At 70.0% G+C, this 19695-nt stretch carries 19 protein-coding genes and 1 tRNA gene; 18 read left to right on the top strand and 2 right to left on the bottom strand.

Annotated features, from left to right (window positions below; all coding sequences use genetic code 11):
• The first annotated feature begins 218 nt into the window (after positions 1-218).
• From NMN56_RS07545 to NMN56_RS07530, 4 genes are all read left to right on the top strand, one after another.
• On the top strand, positions 219-1202 hold the full coding sequence (locus NMN56_RS07545) for a Bug family tripartite tricarboxylate transporter substrate binding protein (RefSeq protein ID WP_274044551.1): 984 nt from the start codon (positions 219-221) through the stop codon (positions 1200-1202).
• 148 nt (positions 1203-1350) lie between these two features.
• A complete protein-coding gene (locus NMN56_RS07540) occupies positions 1351-1992 on the top strand; it encodes a tripartite tricarboxylate transporter TctB family protein (protein WP_274044470.1) in 642 nt (213 codons plus the stop codon).
• A gap of 3 nt (positions 1993-1995) precedes the next feature.
• On the top strand, positions 1996-3492 hold the full coding sequence (locus NMN56_RS07535; protein WP_274044471.1) for a tripartite tricarboxylate transporter permease: 1497 nt from the start codon (positions 1996-1998) through the stop codon (positions 3490-3492).
• A 306-nt stretch (positions 3493-3798) separates the two neighbouring features.
• Positions 3799-4989: a cation:proton antiporter gene (locus NMN56_RS07530; protein ID WP_274044552.1), complete on the top strand. Its 1191-nt coding sequence runs from the start codon at positions 3799-3801 to the stop codon at positions 4987-4989.
• 111 nt (positions 4990-5100) lie between these two features.
• On the opposite strand, the gene NMN56_RS07525 is transcribed toward NMN56_RS07530, so the two are convergent.
• A complete protein-coding gene (locus NMN56_RS07525; protein ID WP_274044472.1) occupies positions 5101-5946 on the bottom strand; it encodes a DedA family protein in 846 nt (281 codons plus the stop codon).
• 334 nt (positions 5947-6280) lie between these two features.
• Here NMN56_RS07525 and NMN56_RS07520 point away from each other — a divergent pair, with 334 nt between their 5' ends.
• The 3 genes from NMN56_RS07520 (at position 6281) to NMN56_RS07510 (ending at position 9331) form a co-directional block, all read left to right on the top strand.
• Complete coding sequence (locus NMN56_RS07520; RefSeq protein ID WP_274044473.1) at positions 6281-7993, top strand: M28 family metallopeptidase; 1713 nt, start codon at positions 6281-6283, stop codon at positions 7991-7993.
• 211 nt (positions 7994-8204) lie between these two features.
• Positions 8205-8501: a type II toxin-antitoxin system VapB family antitoxin gene (locus tag NMN56_RS07515; RefSeq protein WP_003999914.1), complete on the top strand. Its 297-nt coding sequence runs from the start codon at positions 8205-8207 to the stop codon at positions 8499-8501.
• 101 nt (positions 8502-8602) lie between these two features.
• Entirely contained in the window at positions 8603-9331 is a 729-nt protein-coding gene (locus NMN56_RS07510; RefSeq protein WP_274044475.1) for a LytR C-terminal domain-containing protein, read from the top strand.
• 63 nt (positions 9332-9394) lie between these two features.
• Here the strand turns inward: NMN56_RS07510 and upp are convergent, their stop codons facing one another.
• Entirely contained in the window at positions 9395-10030 is a 636-nt protein-coding gene (gene upp / locus NMN56_RS07505; RefSeq protein WP_274044476.1) for a uracil phosphoribosyltransferase, read from the bottom strand.
• Positions 10031-10143: 113 nt separating this feature from the next.
• Here upp and NMN56_RS07500 point away from each other — a divergent pair, with 113 nt between their 5' ends.
• The 11 genes from NMN56_RS07500 (at position 10144) to NMN56_RS07450 (ending at position 19207) form a co-directional block, all read left to right on the top strand.
• Positions 10144-10362, top strand: a complete 219-nt coding sequence (locus NMN56_RS07500) for a hypothetical protein (protein ID WP_274044477.1) — start codon at positions 10144-10146, stop codon at positions 10360-10362.
• A 206-nt stretch (positions 10363-10568) separates the two neighbouring features.
• Positions 10569-11108: a tRNA adenosine deaminase-associated protein gene (locus tag NMN56_RS07495; RefSeq protein WP_274044478.1), complete on the top strand. Its 540-nt coding sequence runs from the start codon at positions 10569-10571 to the stop codon at positions 11106-11108.
• 28 nt (positions 11109-11136) lie between these two features.
• Positions 11137-11697, top strand: coding sequence for a nucleoside deaminase (locus tag NMN56_RS07490; RefSeq protein ID WP_274044479.1), 561 nt, complete (start codon positions 11137-11139; stop codon positions 11695-11697).
• A 10-nt stretch (positions 11698-11707) separates the two neighbouring features.
• Positions 11708-11794: transfer RNA gene (locus tag NMN56_RS07485), tRNA-Ser, on the top strand.
• A gap of 240 nt (positions 11795-12034) precedes the next feature.
• The gene (locus NMN56_RS07480) at positions 12035-12262 is read left to right on the top strand and encodes a hypothetical protein (RefSeq protein ID WP_274044480.1); all 228 of its coding nucleotides are present in this window, start codon (positions 12035-12037) and stop codon (positions 12260-12262) included.
• 190 nt (positions 12263-12452) lie between these two features.
• Positions 12453-13400 carry an NADP-dependent oxidoreductase gene (locus NMN56_RS07475; RefSeq protein WP_274044481.1) on the top strand — a complete coding sequence of 316 codons (948 nt, stop codon included), beginning with the start codon at positions 12453-12455 and terminating at the stop codon, positions 13398-13400.
• Between the two features lie 249 nt (positions 13401-13649).
• Positions 13650-15194: a MocR-like pyridoxine biosynthesis transcription factor PdxR gene (gene pdxR / locus NMN56_RS07470; RefSeq protein ID WP_274044482.1), complete on the top strand. Its 1545-nt coding sequence runs from the start codon at positions 13650-13652 to the stop codon at positions 15192-15194.
• Between the two features lie 449 nt (positions 15195-15643).
• Positions 15644-15808 (top strand): hypothetical protein, encoded by a 165-nt coding sequence (locus tag NMN56_RS07465; RefSeq protein WP_274044483.1) that lies wholly within the window; start codon positions 15644-15646, stop codon positions 15806-15808.
• 418 nt (positions 15809-16226) lie between these two features.
• The gene (locus NMN56_RS07460; protein ID WP_274044484.1) at positions 16227-17072 is read left to right on the top strand and encodes an RNA polymerase sigma factor SigF; all 846 of its coding nucleotides are present in this window, start codon (positions 16227-16229) and stop codon (positions 17070-17072) included.
• A 198-nt stretch (positions 17073-17270) separates the two neighbouring features.
• Positions 17271-18194 (top strand): RNA polymerase sigma factor SigF, encoded by a 924-nt coding sequence (locus NMN56_RS07455; RefSeq protein ID WP_274044485.1) that lies wholly within the window; start codon positions 17271-17273, stop codon positions 18192-18194.
• 113 nt (positions 18195-18307) lie between these two features.
• The gene (locus NMN56_RS07450; protein WP_274044486.1) at positions 18308-19207 is read left to right on the top strand and encodes a hypothetical protein; all 900 of its coding nucleotides are present in this window, start codon (positions 18308-18310) and stop codon (positions 19205-19207) included.
• Positions 19208-19695 lie beyond the last annotated feature (488 nt).

Below are 19695 nucleotides of genomic sequence, written 5' to 3'. Positions count from 1 at the left end.
CCCCTCCACCCCTCCACCCCTCCGACTCCCCGCGACCGCGGACCCGCGGAGCCGCAGACCCGCAGAGAAAGCCACACGCCAGGGGACGTCCCGCGCGTGACCACAATGACCACAACGACCAATACTTTTTCTTTCTGCACGCGGGCAGACACCGCCCGGCAGGCGGGGCAGCATATGGGCCGCCACACTCCCCGTCCCGTCGAAAGGCGGTGTGTCCGCTGCGCCCGCGCACTCTGCTCGCCCCACTCGCCGCCGGCATGGTGCTGCTCGTCGTCCCACCGCTGATCACCACGGGCAGCGGCGCCGACACCGGCACCAACATCCCCGGCCTGCGGATGATGGTGCCCAACACCCCAGGCGGCGGTTACGACATCACCGCACGCACGGCCGCCAAGAACGCCGAGGACGCCGGGCTCAACCACAACATCGAGGTCTTCAACCTCCCCGGAGCCGGCGGCACGGTCGGCCTCTCCCGGCTCGTCAACGAGCGCGGGAACGGCAAGCTCACCATGTCCATGGGCCTCGGCGTCGTCGGCGCCGTCCACACCAACAAGTCGCCCTCCACGCTCGCCGACGCGACCCCCGTCGCACGGCTCGTGGAAGAGCCCAACATCGTGGTGGTCGCCAAGAACTCCCCGTACAAGACCTTCGACCAACTGCTCGCCGACTGGAAGAAGAAGCCCCGTTCCCTCCCCGTCGGCGGCGGTTCCTCGGCGGGCGGCCCCGACCACCTGGCCCCGATGATGATGGCGCGCGCAGCCGGTATCGCGCCCAAGTCCGTCAACTACGTCCCCTTCGACGGCGGCGGCGAGCTGCTCGCCTCCGTACTCGGCGGCAAGGTCAAGTTCGGCGTCTCCGGCATCAGCGAGTACCGCGACCAGATCGAGTCGGGCGAGCTGCGGCTGCTCGCCGTCACCGGCAAGAAGCGGATCAAGGGATTCGACGCGCCCACCCTCCAAGAGTCGGGGCTGGACGTCGTGTTCACCAACTGGCGCGGCCTCATGGCCCCACCCGGCCTCTCGGATGCCCAGCGCACCAAGCTCACCCACTTCGTACGTGAGCTGCGCGGATCCAAGGAGTGGAAGAAGTCCCTCCGCGTCAACGGCTGGGACGACGCCTATCTCTCCGGCGACAAGTACGGCCGCTTCCTGGCCAGAGAGGACAAGCGCGTGGACACGGTCCTGAAGGAGTTGGGCCAGTGAGCGCCGCACGCGCGACTGCCGGGCCGCAGGCAAGGCGCACAGAGCACACAGGACATACAGGGCAGGAAAGACAGACAGGCCACACGGGCCGGACAGCGACGAGAGCCGCACACAGCCGCGCGGGCGCAGAAGCGAACGGAGAACGAGGGTGAGCACGGAACCCACTCCGGGAACCCCGCCGGGCAGCCCCCAGGAATCCGGTCAGCCGGAGCGCCCCCGCCCCTCCCGCTGGCAGGGGCGTTCCGAACTCGGCGTCTGCGGGCTGCTCCTGGTGGTCGGCGTACTGGTCCTCACAGACGCGTTCACCATGGACACGGTCGCCTCCGTACGCGGGCCCGTGGGGCCGCGCACGGTCCCGCTCGTCGTCGGCGTCGCACTGCTTGTCGTCGCGCTCGTCCTCGCCGTCGACGTGCTGCGCGGCGGCCGTGGCGACACCGAGGGAGCCGGCGGGCCGGACGGGCCCGAAGAGACGGAAGGAGCCGAAGGGGCCGCAGAGACCAAGAGGGCCGGGGCAGAAGGGGCCCCAGTAAAGGACGAGCCAGGCGACTGGCGAACCGTCGCACTACTTGTCGGCGTTTTCCTCGCGTTCGCCGCACTGATCGAACCGATCGGCTTCCCGCTGGCCGGCGCGCTCCTGTTCTGGGGCTCGGCCTTCACGCTCGGCAGCCGTACCCACACCTTCACCCGCGATCCGCTCATCGCGGCCGGGATCTCGCTGGGCACCTATGTCCTCTTCCACACCCTGCTCGGCGTCCCTCTTCCCGGCGGCCCCCTGATGGGAGTGCTCTGACCCATGGACTCCCTCAACTCCCTGATCGACGGCTTCGGTACGGCGCTGACGCCGCTCAACCTGCTGTGGGCAGCGCTCGGCGTGCTGCTCGGAACGGCCATCGGTGTGCTGCCTGGCATCGGCCCCGCGATGGCCGTCGCGCTGCTGCTGCCGGTGACCTACGGGCTCGATCCGACGGGCGCCTTCATCATGTTCGCGGGGATCTACTACGGCGGGATGTTCGGCGGCTCGACGACCTCGATCCTGCTCAACACCCCGGGTGAGAGCTCCGCGGTGATCGCCGCCATCGAGGGCAACCCGATGGCCAAGGCAGGGCGCGGCTCCCAGGCGCTCGCCGCCGCCGCCATCGGCCACTTCGCGGGCGGCATCATCGGTACGTCGCTGCTGGTGGTCCTCGCACCCACGGTGGCCGAACTCGCCGTGGACATCGGCGCTCCGGACTACTTCGCCATCATGGTCCTGGCCTTCATCGCGGTGACCTCGGTCCTCGGTTCCTCCCGGGTACGCGGGTTCGCTTCCCTGCTGATCGGCCTCACCATCGGGCTGGTCGGACTCGACCAGATGACGGGCCAGCAGCGCCTCACGTTCGGCAGCCTTCAGCTCTCGGACGGCATCGACGTCGTGATCGTCGCCGTCGGCCTCTTCGCCATCGGCGAGGCGCTGTGGGTGGCGGCTCACCTGCGGCGCGGCGGCGGGGAGTCCATACCGGTCGGGCGGCCCTGGCTGGGCCGCGAGGAACTGCGCCGCACCTGGAAGCCATGGCTGCGCGGACCGGTGATCGGCTTCCCGTTCGGGGCGATCCCGGCCGGAGGCGCCGAAATCCCCACATTCCTCTCGTACATCACCGAGAAGCGCCTGTCCCGCCACAAGAAGGAGTTCGGCAAGGGAGCCATCGAGGGCATCGCCGGCCCCGAGTCCGCGGCCTCGGCCTCCGCCGCCGGCACGCTCGTCTCGATGCTGACGCTCGGGCTGCCGACGACGGCGGTCGCGGCCGTCATGCTGGCCGCCTTCCAGCAGTACGGCATCCAGCCGGGACCGCTGCTTTTCGAGCGCGAGCCCGAACTGGTCTGGGGGCTGATCGCCTCGCTGTTCGTCGGCATGGTGATGCTGCTCGTCCTCAACCTGCCGCTGGCGCCTGTCTGGTCGAAGCTGCTGCGCGTACCGCGCCCGTATCTGTACGCGGGCATTCTCTTCTTCGCCGCCGTCGGCGCCTACGCGGTGGGCGGGGAGGCGATCGATCTCGTGATCCTTCTCATCATCGGGCTCATCGGCCTGATGATGCGCCGCTACGGGCTCCCCGTACTGCCCGCCATCATCGGCGTCATCCTCGGCCCTTCCGCCGAGCAGCAGTTGCGCAGGGCGCTCCAGATCAGCGACGGTAGCATCACGGGACTGGTCAACACCCCGTTCTCCCTTGTGGTTTACGCGGCGATCGCCGCGCTGCTCCTGTGGCCCTGGGCCAAGCGGGGCTTCCTGCGGCTACGCGCCGCGAGGGGCTGAGAGACCCCCGGAAACCACCCCCCACGCCCCGTCCCGCTCCGCCCCCGTCGGAGCGGGACGGGGCTCTTTTCGTGTGCCTCCGGGACCGCCGTGCTCCCGTTGCGCCCGGAGCCCGAATAGTCCTTTGGTAAACTAACTATTAACGCTTTTTTGACGCTCTCTTGACTGAGTACCGGACGCCCAGGAGGAGCCATCCGCTTGTCGACGCCCGGCCACACCGGCCACCCCGCAGCGCCCCTGTCCCCGATAACCGCTCATCTCCCCAGGGAGGCGTGACCCATGGGCCACGCCGACACCCTGCTCGCCATGGGCGGCGCCTTCGTCGCCGCCGCCGTCCTGGCCCGGCTCGGCAACCGCATCGGCCTGCCGACCATCCCGCTCTTCATCCTCGCCGGGATACTTCTCGGCCCCAACACCCCGGGCTTCGTGCTCCTGAGCGACCCGCACGACCTGGAGATGCTCTCCGCACTCGGCCTCGTACTGCTGCTCTTCTACCTCGGCCTTGAGTTCCATATGGACGACCTCAAGTCCGGCGGAAAGAAGATGGCGCTCGCCGGCGGCCTCTACCTCGTACTGAACGTGGGAGCGGGCCTCGCCTTCGGCTTCGCCGTCGGCTGGGGCACCTCCGAGGCGCTCGTACTCGCCGGGGTGCTCGGCATCTCCTCCTCGGCGATCGTCACCAAGACGCTGGTCGACCTGAACCGCATCGGCAACCCCGAGACCAAGCCGATCCTCGGCATCATCGTCGTCGAGGACGTCTTCCTCGCCCTCTATCTCGCGGCGCTCCAGCCCGTGCTCGCGGGCGCCGACAGCATGGGCTCGGCCATGCTCCAGATCGGCAAGGCATTCGGCTTCCTGCTGGTCCTGGCCCTCGCGGCGCGCTTCGGTACGAAGGTGATCGGCAAGCTCTTCGACACCAAGGACGACGAGTTGCTCGTCATCTCCTTCCTCGGAGCGGCCGTACTGGTAGCGGGCATCGCCGAGGAGTTCGGGGTCGCGGACGCGATCGGCGCCTTCATGGTCGGCCTGATGCTCGGCAACACCACGTCGGGCGAACGCATCCGCGAACTGGTGCACCCGCTGCGTGACGCGTTCGGCGCGATCTTCTTCTTCGGCTTCGGGCTCTCCATCGACCCGGGCGACCTGCCGGTCGTGCTGTGGCCCGTTCTGATCGCCGTCGCGCTGACCATCCTGATGAACGTGTTCGCGGGCCTGTGCGCTGCCAAGGTCTACGGCTTCGGTCCGCAGCCCGCGGCGAACGTCGCCACCACCCTGCTGGCACGGGGCGAGTTCGCGCTCATCCTCGCCACGATGGCCGCCGTCGCGGGGCTCGACGACCGGCTGTCCCCGTTCATCGCGGGCTACGTCCTCATCCTCGCCGTGGTCGCCCCCCTCGCCGCGGGCCGCTCCCACTGGCTGGCCAGGCTCCTCCCCGCCGGCCTGACCCCGGAGGAACCGGAGCACAGGAAAGAAGCGGAACCCGCCAACTCCCGCTAGCCCGCCCCCCGTCAGCCCTCCACCGCTCCACCACGCCAAAAAACGGAACCGGCGGTGCGGGACGCCCTCACAGGGTGTCCCGCACCGCCGGTTCACGTAGACGGGGGGCGGCTACCGCCGCGCGTGCCGTCCGCGCCCGTTACGGTTCTGCGGCGCCGCGGGCGGTGCGGGCGGCGGAGGCCCGGGCGGGCCGGGGGCACCGGGAGGCCCGGCGGTTCCGGGAGCACCGGGCGCGGGCGGAGGAGGACCGGGCGGGCCGGGAGGCAGCGTTCCCGCCTCCTGCGTGGCCCCCAGCGGAGGAGCGGGGGGACCCGCAGCCCCTGCGTCGGCGGCCGGCTTCTTCCTGCGGGCGCGCAGATACTCGATGGCGATCGGCACGACCGACAGCAGGACGATCCCCACCAGGATCGCCTCGATGTTCTTGTGCACGAACTCGATCTGCCCGAGCGCGGCGCCCAGAAGCGTGACTCCCGCTCCCCAGAGCGTGCCGCCGATGATGTTGAACAGGACGAACGACCGGTACCTCATCCCGCTCACACCGGCGATGATCGGCGTGAACGTCCGCACGATCGGCACGAACCGCGCCAGCACCAGGGACTTCGGGCCGTGCTTCTCGAAGAACTCGTGCGCCTTCTCGACGTTCTCCTGCTTGAACAGGCGCGAGTCAGGTCGCTTGAAGAGCGAGGGCCCGACCTTCTTGCCGAACAGGTATCCCACCTGGTCACCGAGGACCGCCGCGATCACGATCAGCAGGCACATCAGCCACAGCGGCAGGTGCAGGTACTGATCGGTGACGATCAGCAGACCCGTGGTGAACAGCAGCGAGTCACCCGGCAGGAAGAAGCCGATCAGCAGACCCGACTCCGCGAAGACGATCGCCAGAATCCCGATCGGGCCGAACGTCTGGATGAGGAAATCCGGATCCAGCCAGCTTGGTCCAAGTGCGAGTTGGGTCACGGAGGGCTCCTGATCAGGGGCGCGGAGTGAGGGTGGAACGCGCCGAGGGCATCGAAAGGCTGATGCGGACGCTACACGCTACCAACGCGGCCCTCTTCTCCACCGTTCCCGTGGTAGGGGGACGCGCCCCCGTGCACAGGGGGCGCCGCGGTACGCGTACCCCCAAGCGCGGCCACGCAAGCAGCACGGGCCCCGGATGGCAATGCGTAAAACAGGCGTTCCCGCCCGCCTCGCGGGACGCTAGTTTTCCGAGCCAGCGCGTCCGCGAGCCGGACACGGAGCCCCCCACGCCGAACAGTGCCGTCCCTGCCGTCACACCGGAAGGACCACGACTGTGCATGAACCGCTCCGCAACAGACCCACCCGGCCGAAGCGGGCCACCCGGGCCAGAGCCGTCGCGGCACTCGCGGCGACCGCACTGGCGGCCCCGCTGCTCCTCAGCGCCTCGACGGGCTCAGCGACCGCGTCCGGCGGCCACGACCCCGGCAAGGAAGGCAGGAAGCTGGCGCACAAGCTGGTCCACAAGACCGGCGCCCAGGGCGCGGGCAAGCACCTGCGCGCCTTCCAGGCGATAGCCGACGCCAGCAAGGGCAACCGCGCAGCGGGCTTCGCCGGGCACGAACGCTCGGCGAAGTACGCGGGAAAGCTGCTGAAGGCAGCGGGCTACAAGGTCACGTACCAGAAGTTCGAGTTCACCTACCGCGAGACGCTCGCCGAGAAGCTCAAGGTCCTCGAACCGGAACAGCGCGACGTCCCCATCACTCTGATGACGTACACCAAGAGCACGCCCAGGGGCGGCCTGGAAGCCCCGGTGGCCGAGGTCTCCCCGTCCGGCGGCGGCGCCGACGAGAGCCCGGGCTGCCAGGCGGCCGACTACGCGTCCGGCACCTTCACCGGCAAGATCGCCCTCATCAAGCGCGGCGGCTGCTCCTTCGCCGAGAAGCAGGCAGCGGCTGCCGGGGCGGGCGCTGTCGGCGCCGTGATCTACAACAACATCGACGGCGCCCTGAACGGCACCCTGGGCAGCCCCACCGACGCGCGGGTCCCCACGGGCGGCCTCACCAAGGCGGACGGCGAAGCGCTCTCCGCGCTCGTCGCCAAGAACGACGAGGGCAAGGTCACGATCAACCTGGAGCTGCGCGAGCACCAGGAGCAGCGCACCACACCGAACGTCATCGCGGAGACCCGCGGCGGCGACCCCGACAACGTGGTGATGCTCGGCGCCCACCTCGACTCCGTGTCCGAAGGCCCCGGCATCAACGACAACGCCTCCGGCTCGGCCGGAATCCTGGAGACGGCGCTCCAGCTCGCCAAGGCCGACCGCAAGGGCAAGCACGCCAACAAGGTCCGCTTCGCGCTGTGGAGCGCCGAGGAGCTGGGCCTGCTCGGCGCCGAGCACTACGTCGAGAAGCTGCCGGCCGCCGAGCGCGAGAAGATCCAGCTCTATCTGAACTTCGACATGATCGCGAGCCCCAACTTCGGAGTCTTCGCCTACGACGGTGACGACTCCGACGGCACAGGCTCCGGACCGGGCCCCGCCGGCTCGGGCCAGCTGGAGAAGGACCTGTCCGACTTCCTGGCCACCCGCGGCCTGGAGACGCGCGGCACGGACTTCGACGGCCGCTCCGACTACGGCCCGTTCATCGCGGCCGGCATCCCTTCGGGCGGCACCTTCACCGGCGCCGAGAAGGTCAAGACCGCCGAGCAGCGGAAGCTGTGGGGCGGTACGGAGGGCACCGCCTTCGACAGCTGCTACCACCAGGCATGCGACACCCTCAAGAACATCAGCAAGCGCGCCTTCGACGCCAACGTGAAGGCCATCGCCAACGCCGTCGGTCACTACGCATGGGACACCCGCTCCCTGCCGGAGGTGACGGCGAAGGACACCAAGAGCACAGAGAGCCCGAAGGAAGTGAAGGACCCGAAGGACCCGAAGACCCTGGAGGAAGCGAAGCCCGCAGAGAGCGCAAAGGCCACAGAAGGAGCAAAGGCCCCAAAAAAGGCCACAACCTCCGCGCTGTACAAGGGCGAACGCCTCGTCCGCTGACCGAGTACCGGACAGCGGAGGCGGACCCCTCAGCTCCGTCTTCGCTGTCCACAGCCTGTGCATAACTATGAGCGCACCCCGGCACGCACCCGCGCACCGCACCCCCGCGTGGCGATTCCCCGACAGCCTGCCCGCTTTCTTCTGGATTCCACTGGATTGCACCATCGTCACAAGGCTGCGCCCGGTACCGCTGGCCCGGTAGGCTTTCCGTGTGATCTTCAAGCGAATCGGAAACGGGCGGCCGTACCCCGACCACGGCCGGGAGAGCACCCGCCAGTGGGCGGATGTTGCCCCACGCCCGGTGCGTCTTGACCAGCTCGTCACCACAAAGGGCCAGCTCGACCTGGAGACCCTGCTCGCGGAGGACTCGACGTTCTACGGCGACCTCTTCGCGCACGTCGTGAAGTGGCAAGGCGACCTCTACCTGGAAGACGGCCTGCACCGAGCGGTGCGCGCCGCGCTCCAGCAGCGCCAGGTGCTGCACGCACGCGTACTGGAGCTGGACTGACAGCGGCAGCCGAGCACCCGGTTGGCCCGTTCAGGTGCGCGTGACAACGAGCCATTGATCATTTAGTAGGCAGTGCCGCCTGTGCGCATTACGCTGCGCACATGAGCATGCTCACTCCTCCCGGCATGGGCGGCAAGTACCGCATCAAGGGTGACCGTTACCCACGTATGCGCAGGTCCCGGGGGCGAGGAAAGATCATTCTCGCCTCGGTCGCCTCGGTCGTCGCCGTCGCCGTGATCGGGTGGGGGACGGTCCAGCTCATCGACATCTTCGCGGGCGGCGGCTCGGCCAGCGCCTCCGACGACCGCGCCAAGCCCTCCGACTGCACGACGCCCAAGGCGTCCAAGAGCGCGACGGCGGCGAAGAACGGCAAGGGCGACAAGGGCAGCGCCCAGGACGGCAAGGACAAGGGACACGCCCCGGGCGCGCTCCCCGAACCCGGCAGCATCACGGTCAACGTTCTCAACGCGACCTCACGCGGCGGGCTCGCCAAGTCCACGTCGGACGAACTGAAGAAGCGCGGCTTCAAGATCGGCGACATCGGCAACGCGCCGTCCGCGCTCGACAAGAAGGTCAAGAAGACCGGCGTGCTCGTCGGGGCCCCTGGCTCCGACACCACCGCACGCCTGAAGGTCCTGGGTACTCAGCTCGACGGCGCCGACACCAAGTTCGTCGAGCGGGACGGCAAGGATGTGGACCTCGTACTCGGCGACGACTTCAAGAAGCTCACCAAGAAGAAGGCAGCGACGGCGGCACTGGCCAAGCTCGGCAGGACCACCCAGCCCGACAAGGCGCCCACGGCCCAGCCGTCACCCGCCGCCAGCTGCTGAGACCCGGTCGGCGCAAGAACACTGAAACGGGAGTGGGAACGGGGAATCCGACTGCCAGGATCCTCAGCCGGCCGTGCCGTACATCCGGTCCCCGGCGTCGCCGAGGCCGGGAACGATGAAGCCCTGCTCGTCCAGCCGCTCGTCCACCGAGGCCGTCACCACGGTCACCGGCGTACCGGCCAGCTCCCGTTCCATGACCTCGACGCCCTCCGGCGCGGCCAGCAGGCAGAGCGCCGTCACATCGTCGGCGCCGCGCCGGATCAGCTCCTTGATCGCGGCGACCAGCGTGCCGCCCGTCGCGAGCATCGGGTCGAGAACGTAGACCTGGCGGCCCGACAGATCGTCGGGCATCCGGTTCGCATACGTCGACGCCTGCAGCGTCTCCTCGTCCCGGATCATCCCCAGGAAGCCGACCTCGGCCGTCGGCAGCAGCCGGACCATGCCCTCCAGCATGCCCAGCCCGGCGCGGATGATCGGCACCACCAGCGGGCGCGGATACGACAGGCGCACCCCGGTGGTCTCCGTCACCGGCGTACGGATCCCGACCTCCTCGACGCGCACATCGCGCGTGGCCTCGTACGCCAGGAGCGTCACCAGCTCGTCCGCGAGACGGCGGAACGTGGGGGACTCGGTGCGCGCGTCGCGCAGGGTGGTCAGTTTGTGCGCCACCAGCGGGTGGTCGACGACGTGGGTCCGCATGGGTCGACAGTATCCGAGGCGCAGCGCGCAGGACCCGTCCGGGCCCGTTCGGTCCGCACTGGCGTACGCCGGGCGTACGGGGGAAAGTGGGCAGGTACGCCGGAGGTGTGCATATGACAGAACCGCAAGAGCCCACAGGAGCGCGGAAGTCGGAGGACCCGGTCCAGGAGGCCAGGCGCCGCGTGACCGACGCCGAGCGGCTGCGCCGCAGGGCACGCTTTCTCCGAGAGCTGAACGAGGCGAGGGAGCTGCGCGATCGCGTCCAGCCCCGCCGCGCGCGAGCGGCCCGCATGCGTCAGCAGGCAGTACGGATGCGGAACTTCCGGTGGTGAAGGGGCGGCGCACGGCGAGCATGCCGTGACGCTGTGAGTCCCGAGGGGTCACGGTGAGTTGCCGCAGGCCGCGTCCGCGCAATCACCACGACGACGCACTGTCGAAGACCCTTCGCACAGCCCGGGTTTCTGCCACGATTCCGATGGGGCGGGGGCACGGTCCTCGTCAGCACTCGGGCACCTCTTGAATCAGTGGGAGAGTCACGGTGTATTTCGCCGCGCTGCTCGCGCGCACCGAAGACGGGTGGGAAGCGAGCGACACAGAGCTGGACGATGTGGAGACCCTGGCCGATCTGGCCGAACTGGCCAGGGAGGCCGCGACCGACGACGAGACAGTGCTGGTCTGCATCGAGCAGGAGGGCGGGTGGTTCGGCGTCGTCCGCGTGGACGGCGAGGAGGATCCCCGCGTCTTCGTCTCGGATGCCGCAGCCGCTATGCGCAGTTCGTACGGCGAGATACTGCTCTCGGACGAACTGCTGGGCCGGGAGCCCGAAGACCCCGACGCGCTGGACCAACTCGTGGACCTGGACGGCACCGAAGACGGGGAGCCCGATCAGGACGGCGACGAGGAGGCCGCCACCGGGAGCGAGGGCGCCGAGACGCCCCCCGGCCCGCTCGGTGACGCCGGAATCCTCGCCGACCTGGGAATGGAGGACAAGACCCTGCTGTCACTCACACCCGAGGACGCCCTGAGCGAGGTCGCCGACGCGCTGGGCTGCACGGACGTCCTGGAGGCCGTCCGCTGACGCCCGCGCCGAGCGCGACACTGTTCCCATGACCCCCGCGAACGATCCGGCGTCCGGCACCCCGGAGGCCCCCCGGCTCCCCGACCCCGTACGCGATCCCTGGCACGGGCCCATGCGGCTCGCGCTGGAGGAGGCCGTACGGGCGCCGGGGACCGGGGACGTTCCCGTCGGCGCCGTCGTACTCGGCCCCGGCGGCCCCACGGGCCAGGTGCTCGCCCGTACCCACAACACCCGCGAGGCCACGGGCGACCCGACGGCCCACGCCGAACTGCTCGCCCTGCGCGAGGCGGCCCGCGCCCTCGGCACCGGCGACTGGCGCCTGACCGGCTGCACCCTCGTGGTCACCCTTGAGCCCTGCACGATGTGCGCGGGCGCCGCCGTGCTGGCCCGCGTCGACCGCGTCGTCTACGGCGCCCCCGACCCCAAGGCGGGCGCCGCCGGCTCCCTCTGGGACCTCGTACGCGACCGGCGCCTCAACCACCGCCCCGAGGTCCTCAACGCCGTGCTCCCCGACGCCTCCGCCGCCCTCCTCACCCGCTTCTTCCGCACCCCGAATACCGATTTCGACCCACGCCCGCCCTTGAGCTAGAGTTCCTCTCGGTAGCGTGTCCGAGCGGCCGAAGGAGCTCGCCTCGAAAGCGAGTGAGGGGGCAACTCCTCCGTGGGTTCAAATCCCACCGCTACCGCTCTTGAGCAGCACGGATGAAGGTCCGGATCCCCGACGGGGTCCGGGCCTTCTTCGTGTGGGGCTCGGTTGCCGTCGGTGGTGCGGTTGCCCTGGGGGTGCCGGATGGTGGTCGGGTTCTGAAGTCTTCTCGGACTGTCGTGAACTTTTCCGCCGCAGCGATCATCGAACGCCATGTCCCGCCCGGTAACGGCCGAGCAGGCTGGACAAGATCATTTGTGCTGCGAATGGAGAAACACACGTGCGTAGGAAGTTCACCAGGGCTGTTGTCACACTGGTCGGCATCGCGGCGTTCGCCGGTGCCGGAGCGACGGCGGCGCAGGCCGCGGACGGCACCCCTGTCAAGGTCGCCAACTTCAAGTCCTGCAAGGCTTGGGGCGAGGCGCTCCAGGCTGACGGCAAGATCAAGGGCTTCCACTGCGACAACATGAACGACGCCCATCAGTGGTACCTGACGCCGGTCTACTGATCCTTACGCGCTCCACCGAAGGGCCGGGTCCCCCGAGGGACCCGGCCCTTCGCCGTGCGCCCCCTGGCACCCGCGGGGCCCGCCTCAACGCCCGGGCAGGTCAGGGCGAGGTGCCGGACTGCGGGAGGCGGTGGCCTGTCGTACGTTGAGAGCGCCCACTGGTCCCAAGGGGGGAGCAGGGAGACTGCTGATGCGTGCTGTCGCGGTCAAGGAGCTGAAGGGTCGGCCCGAGGTGGTCGACGTGCCGAGGCCCGAGCCGGGTGAGGGCGAGGTGCTGGTACGGGTCGAGGCGGCGGGGCTGAATCCGCTCGACTGGAAGATCGCGGACGGCATGCTGGAAGGTGCACTTCCGTACGCGTTTCCGATGGTCATGGGCGTGGACTTCGCGGGGGTCGTGGAGGACGGCGGCCCGCAGGCGCGTCGTTTCCGGCCCGGTGACGCGGTCTACGGGCAGGTGGTCAGCGAACCGGTCGGCGGCGGCACGTACGCGGAGTACGTGGTGGTCGAGGAGGCGGGCAGTATCGCGGGGGTGCCGGCCTCGGTACCGACGACGGTCGCCGCCGGTGCGCCCACGGCCGGGATGACGGCGCTGGACATCGTGCGGGCCGCTGCCCTGCGCGAGTACGAGAGCCTGCTGGTGATCGGCGCCGCCGGGGGCGTGGGAACGTTCCTCACCCAGTTCGCCGCGGCACACGACATGCGCGTCATCGCCTCCACGCACGGCCACGACCAGCGCAGGATGGCCGCCTTCGGTGCCGCGGTCACCATTGACGCCAAGGAGCACTCGATGGTCGACGCGGTCCGCGAGGAGTACCCGGACGGGGTGGACGCGCTCGTCGATCTCGCCTCCCCCACCGCGGCGGAGTTCGCCGCGAACGCCGCGCTCGTCCGCGACGGCGGTGTCGCACTCACCACGGTGGGCGTCGCCGACCCTGACGCGCAGTACGCGAAGGGCGTGGAGGGCATCAACTTCCAGCTCTCCGCCTCGGCCGAGCTGCTGGACCGGCTCGGGCAGGAGATCGACAGCGGGCGCGTCGTGGTTCCCATCGAGAACGAGGTCCCGCTCGACCAGGCCCCCGACGCGGTGGCCCGCGCCCGCGCCGGCGGCTCGCGCGGCAAGACGGTCTTCATCCCCTGAGCCCCTTTCCCCCCTTCGAATCCCTGGGCCTCTCCCGTCCCCTCAACCCCTGAGTCCCCCTCTCCTCATCCCACGAGCCACCCCTCCTCTCCTCGCGCCCTCGCGCCCTGAGCCTCCCTTTCCAGCGAGCCCCCGGGCGCACGTAGCCTCTTCCCGGCCGCGGGTGGGTGAGGCGCGTGGCACATGGCATGTGGCGCATGGCGCGGGGAAGCGGCGAGTGGACGGGGCGAGTGGAGGGGGAGCGCAGCGATGGGCTCGGCGGAGTTGCTGATCGTGCTGGACCGCGCGAGCGGCGTCCCGTTGCAGCGCCAAGTAGTCGCGCAGATCACGGCGTTGACCGAGCGGGGGCGGCTGCGCCCCGGCGACCCGGTGCCCGCGACCCGGGAGCTGGCCCGGCAGTTGGACGTGTCCCGTACGGTCGTCGTCCGCGCGTACGAGATGCTCCGCGCGACCGGCGTGCTGACCGCGCGGCACGGCTCGGGCACCCGCGTGGCACCGCGTACGGTCCCCGCGCCGCCTGTGGAAGCGCCGCCGCGCGCGAGGGAACCGCTGCCTCCGCTGCCGACCGGTGCGGGGGACGCACTGTGGCAGCCATGGGAGCCGCCGCCTTCGCATACGCCGGGCCGCTCGGGCATCGACTTCCGGCACGGTACGCCCGCGCTCTCGGCGTTCCCCATGGCCCGCTGGCAGGAGTCGGTACGCCGTGCCTATGCCCGTGCCGACGCCGCGTCCCTGGGTTACGGGCCCGCCGAGGGCTCCGGCGCGCTGCGCAACCATGTCGCCGCGCTCGTCGCGCGCAGCAGGTCCCTCGTGGCGGGCACGAACCGCGTACTGATCACCAGTGGTGCGACGCAGGCCATGGACATCCTGGTACGTGCGCTGGTGACGGGCCCTGGGGACGTGATCGTCATCGAGGACCCGGGCCATACGGTGCTGCGCCAGGTGTTCGGTTTCTCGTCCGCGACGGTCGTACCCGTACCGGTGGACGGGGAGGGGCTGCGGGTGGAGGACATCGACATGTGTGTCCGCGCCTACGGGCACGATCCGGCGCGGGTGCGGCTGGTGTACGTGACGCCGTCGCACCAGTTCCCGACGGGCGTCATCATGTCGGCCGCTCGCAGACGGGCGCTGCTGGAGTGGGCGGGCGAGCGCGGCGCGACACTACTGGAGGACGATTTCCACAACGAGTTCACCTTCAGCGCCGCGCGCCTGCCCGCGCTGGCTGCCGACGGCGGCGCCGAGACGGCGTATCTCGGCAGCTTCAGCAAGACGCTCTTCCCCGCGCTGCGCATCGGCTACATGGTGCTTCCCGAGCGACTTGTGCGTGCGTGCCTGGGCATAAAGTGGATCACCGACAGGCTCTCGCCGACCGTGGACCAGGAAGCGCTCGCCGACTTCATCGCCACCGGTGCGTACGAACGGCACATCGCGCGGATGTCCGCGCTCTACAGGCGCCGCCGCCGGCACCTGCTGGACGAGTTGTCCGCACACTTCGGCCACGCCGGCCTGCGCGTCTCGGGAGAGGCGGCAGGGCTGCACGTGATGGTGACGCTGACGAAGGCTCAGGGGACGGCCGAAAACCTGGTGCGCGCCGCCGCGCGGCTCGGCGTACGGATCTATCCGGTCGCGGGCTACTTCACGCACAACCCGCCGGCCGAACCCACCTTCCTGCTGGGTTACGCGGCGCTCCCCGAGGCCCGTATCAGCGAGGGCGTACGCAGACTGGCGCAGGCCGCGCACACCGACCCGGGCACGGGAAGCACGGGCACCGGAGCCGCGAGCGCCGGCGGCTGAGAGGGCGCCGCGGCGACGTGCAGCCGTGTACAGCCGTGTGCCGACATGGGGAGGCGCTGGGGCGGGAAAGCGCGCGCGGGACGTCGAGGGCCCGGAGAGAGCGGTGTGAGGCCGCGAGGGCGGTGGGCGATGGAGAGTGGCGGGTGGGTACGGCGAGCGAGCGACGGCTGCGGCGGACAGGCGCTCCCACCGGAACATGGCCTGTCCGGGGCCAGGGGGCCTGCCGGTCCAGGGGTGCCTGCCGCCTCCCGGTTCTGACACGCCCTCCACTCCGGCACCAGCTGACGGAACCGGGCAAAGGACCTGTGCGGACGGGCCTTTGATGGCTGACGGTCGAGAGCCGTCCGCCTGACGCTGGATCAAGGCCCCCCGTCTCCCGCTACACTCACACAGCCGCACAGGGGTACAGGATTTCGGGGACCGAACACACCCGGGGGAGGGCCAGGACGATGGCACAGGCGAAGAAGATCGTGCTCTACCTGCTTGTTGTCTTCGTGCTGTACACGATCATCACGTCGCCCGACCGCGCGGCCGATCTGGTCCAGATAGGTTTCGAGGGCATATCCAGCGCGGCTGAGGGCGTCGGGCAGTTCATGACCTCGCTCGTCAACTGACACCCGCCGTACGGACCCCGCCCACCCGCACCCTCCGCGCCCGCACGCGCCTCCGCGCCATCCGCACCCGGCGCCACCGCACCCTCCGTGCCGGTCGCGTCCGTACGCACGGTCGAGCCGCCCCGTGCGCGTCCTCCTCCATGCCTGCGCCATGCCCCTTCCGGGCCGCCCCCGTGCGCCGCCACACGCCGCACGCCCCCGCACCCTCCAGGCGCCCCTCGGCCGCATCCGTACGCGCTCACACACACCCCTCGACGCCACCAGTACGGGGGGTTTTCCGCTGAACTGGCAAGCAACACGGAGTTATCGGGTGCTTGCACACGGTGCACATGTCTTGTGATGCTATGACCGCTTTTGGCGGATGAATTGACCAGCCAGGACAAATCTGCACCGTGAACCGTAAAGGGGTGGTGGCTGAGTGGACGGGACCCGTACCCCCACCCAGACTCCCTCCGGGGATACCGAAGCGCAGCGCTCACCCGCCGAGGCACAGCGGGAACGGGCCGCGCGCACCCGGGCACTGACACAGTCGCTCTTCGACCAGCTCATCGGGCTCGAACCCGGATCCGCCGAGCACGAACGGGTGCGCTGCGCCCTCATCGAGGCCAACCTGCCGCTCGTCCGCTACGTAGCCGCCCGTTTCCGCAGCAGGAACGAGCCGATGGAGGACGTGGTCCAGGTCGGCACCATCGGCCTCATCAACGCCATCGACCGCTTCGACGCCGGCCGCGGTGTGCAGTTCCCGACGTTCGCGATGCCGACCATCATCGGCGAGATCCGGCGCTACTTCCGCGACAACGTCCGCACCGTGCACGTACCCCGACGGCTGCACGAGATGTGGGTCCAGGTCAGCGGCGCCACCGAGGATCTGACCACGCTGCACGGCCGCTCCCCCACCACCGCCGAGATCGCCGAGCGGCTGAAGATCACCGAAGAGGAAGTGCTCGCCTGCATCGAGGCCGGACGGGCCTACCGCGCCACGTCGTTGGAGGCCGCGCAGGAGCGCGAGGACGGTATGCCGGGGCTGCTGGACCGGCTCGGCTACGAGGACCCGGAGCTGGACGGCGTCGAGCACCGCGACCTCGTACGGCACCTGCTCGTGCAGCTGCCCGAACGTGAACAGCGGATCCTTCTGCTCCGGTACTACCGGAATCTGACGCAGTCGCAGATCAGCGCGGAACTCGGGGTCTCGCAGATGCACGTCTCCCGGCTGCTCTCACGCAGCTTCGCCCGGCTGAGAGCCGCAAATCGAATCGACGCATAGCCGGATCGAGCGACACCAATCCAGGCCCCACCGTCCTCAACTGTGCAGTTTTATCGACATGAGGCTACGTCGCGTTGCTGACTTGTGACATTCTGCAAGAGCTGCGTTTGCCGCAGTGGTGCTCCCGGTATTCAGGGGGAGGTGCTTCCCTCGCCCGAGGGCGCCGCAGCGACCCGTCCGCGACCTCAAGGGGGTGGCATGTCCGTAGAACTGGGCAGCTCGAAGGTGCTCGCCGAGAACACGACCCTGGGTGCACCTCCCGGGCCAGCCGAGCCCGGCACCGCGCCACATGATCTCGCCGAGGCCGCGGGAGTGGCGGCCGACTGCGAAGCACTCGACACACGCACCCTTTCCCGCTCCCTCTTCCTGCGGCTGGCCGCGCTCGACAAGGCGGCGCCCGACGCTCCAGGAACGGCTCCGAGCGCCGAGCGCACGTACGTGAGGGACACGCTCATCGAGCTGAACCTCCCGCTGGTGCGCTACGCCGCCGCCCGTTTCCGCAGCAGGAACGAGCCGATGGAGGACATCGTCCAGGTCGGCACCATCGGCCTGATCAAGGCGATCGACCGCTTCGACTGCGAACGGGGCGTGGAGTTCCCGACGTTCGCGATGCCGACCGTCGTCGGCGAGATCAAGCGCTTCTTCCGTGACACCTCCTGGTCGGTACGGGTTCCGCGCCGCCTCCAGGAACTGCGGCTGGCGCTGACGAAGGCGAGCGACGAGCTGTCGCAGAACCTCGACCGCTCTCCGACCGTGACCGAACTCGCCACCTGCCTCGGGGTTTCCGAGGAGGACGTGGTCGACGGGCTCGCGGTGGGCAACGCCTACACCGCCTCCTCGCTGGACTCCCCGTCCATGGAGGACGACGGAGGCGAAGGCTCACTCGCTGACCGCCTCGGCTACGAGGACGCCGCGCTGGAGGGCGTGGAGTACCGCGAGTCGCTCAAGCCGCTGCTCGCCAAACTCCCGCCGCGCGAGCGGCAGATCATCATGCTCCGCTTCTTCGCGAACATGACGCAGTCGCAGATCGGTGAGGAGGTCGGCATCTCCCAGATGCACGTCTCCCGGCTGCTGACGCGCACACTCGCGCAGTTGCGCGAGGGGCTGATCGCGGAGGACTGACCCCACAGGACTGAGCACGCGGAGGGCCGAGTGCCTCGGGGGATACGAACGAACAGAAGGAGCACCAACGCCACAGGGTTCACATCTGACGTAGCGTCAGTGACACTGTCGCCATGCGAAGCCATGGGACGCGTGCGCGGACGCCACGGGCATACGCGACAAGCCGCCGGGGCGGCCTCACCACCACCGCCTCGGCGGCTCTCGTCTGTCTCGGCGTCCTTCTGACGGCCGGGTGCGGCGGAGGCGGGGACGACGGCTATGTAGCGGTCGGAGCCGCGGAGCAGCCGCAGCGGGACGGCGGCGGTCCGTCGAAACCGGCAGGCCCCGACGACAAGGTACGGATGGTCCCGCTGGACCCCGCCGACGAGAGCGGCGCCGCGGACGGCCGGGGCGGCGGCGCCGCCTCATCGAAAGGCGAGGGCGGCGGCGCTCGGGACGGACAGTCGGCTGACGGCGCCGGCGGCGCGGAGGGGACCGACGGCGCCGGTGGCGGCAGCGGCGGTACCGCGAGCGGGGGGAACGGCTCCGACGGCGGCGGCTCCGGAAGCAGCGGAGGCGGTGGGAACGGCGGCCCGGCCTCCGGCAGCCCCTCGCCCGGCGGAGGTGGCACCGGCGGAGGCGGCGGCTCGTCACCCTCACCCGGCGGCGGTACCGGAGGCAGCGGCGGGAACGAGACACCGGACGGCGACGCGACCCCGAGCGGCCCCGCCGTACTGAAGGTCGGCGAGCCCAAGCGGGCCAAGACGGGTGACCGCTGGTGCGAGAAGGTGACGGTCCAGTTCCGCAACACCGGCGGCAGCCCCGTGAAGAAGGGGACGGTCACCTTCGGCACCCACATCATCGGCTCCCTCGGCGTCGACTGGGACACCCGCACCAGCACCCGCGCGCTCCCCGCACCCGTCGGGGCCGGGGAGAAGAAGGACAAGACCTGGAAGGTCTGCGTCGACCGCTGGCGCGTCCCCCTGGGGATGCACATCGAGACCCGCGAGGTGCGGGTCTCGGGCTGGAAGTAGCCGACGACCACAGCGCCTGTCGGCCGGCACGTGGCCGGTCGGCCGACCGGCTGACCGGCGTTGCCCGCAGGGTCGGCTACCCGTCGCCGGCCGCACGTCGCCGCTCGCACATCGTCGGCGGAGTGGCGTCGCAGGTCGGCAAGTAAGTGACCGCAACCTCACCGGCGCCCAGTAGCCGACGGTGCGGACGCGGGCCGCAAGTAGTCGACACGGCCGTCGTCCGTCACCCAGTAGTCGACCGGCACGTCGTCGGCGTCCCGTTACCGCGTTACCGGCGGGCGAACGCAAGCCGCAAACCGTAGGCCGCGGGCAGCCGACCGGCGCGTAATCGACCGCCAGTAGTTGGCAGCCGCCGAGAGCGTCATCTGCCATCCATGTAGTCGGCAGGGAAGCAGTCGGTCGCCCCGTAGTCGGCAGGGAAGCAGTCGGTCGCCCCGTAGTCGGCAGGAAGGCAATCGGTCACCCCGTAGCCGACAGGAACGCCACCC

This window comes from Streptomyces iconiensis, assembly GCF_028657195.3.
Lineage (GTDB): Bacteria > Actinomycetota > Actinomycetes > Streptomycetales > Streptomycetaceae > Streptomyces > Streptomyces iconiensis.
Note: the sequence above shows the minus strand (reverse complement) of the source record. Positions and strands in the feature narration are given on the sequence as shown.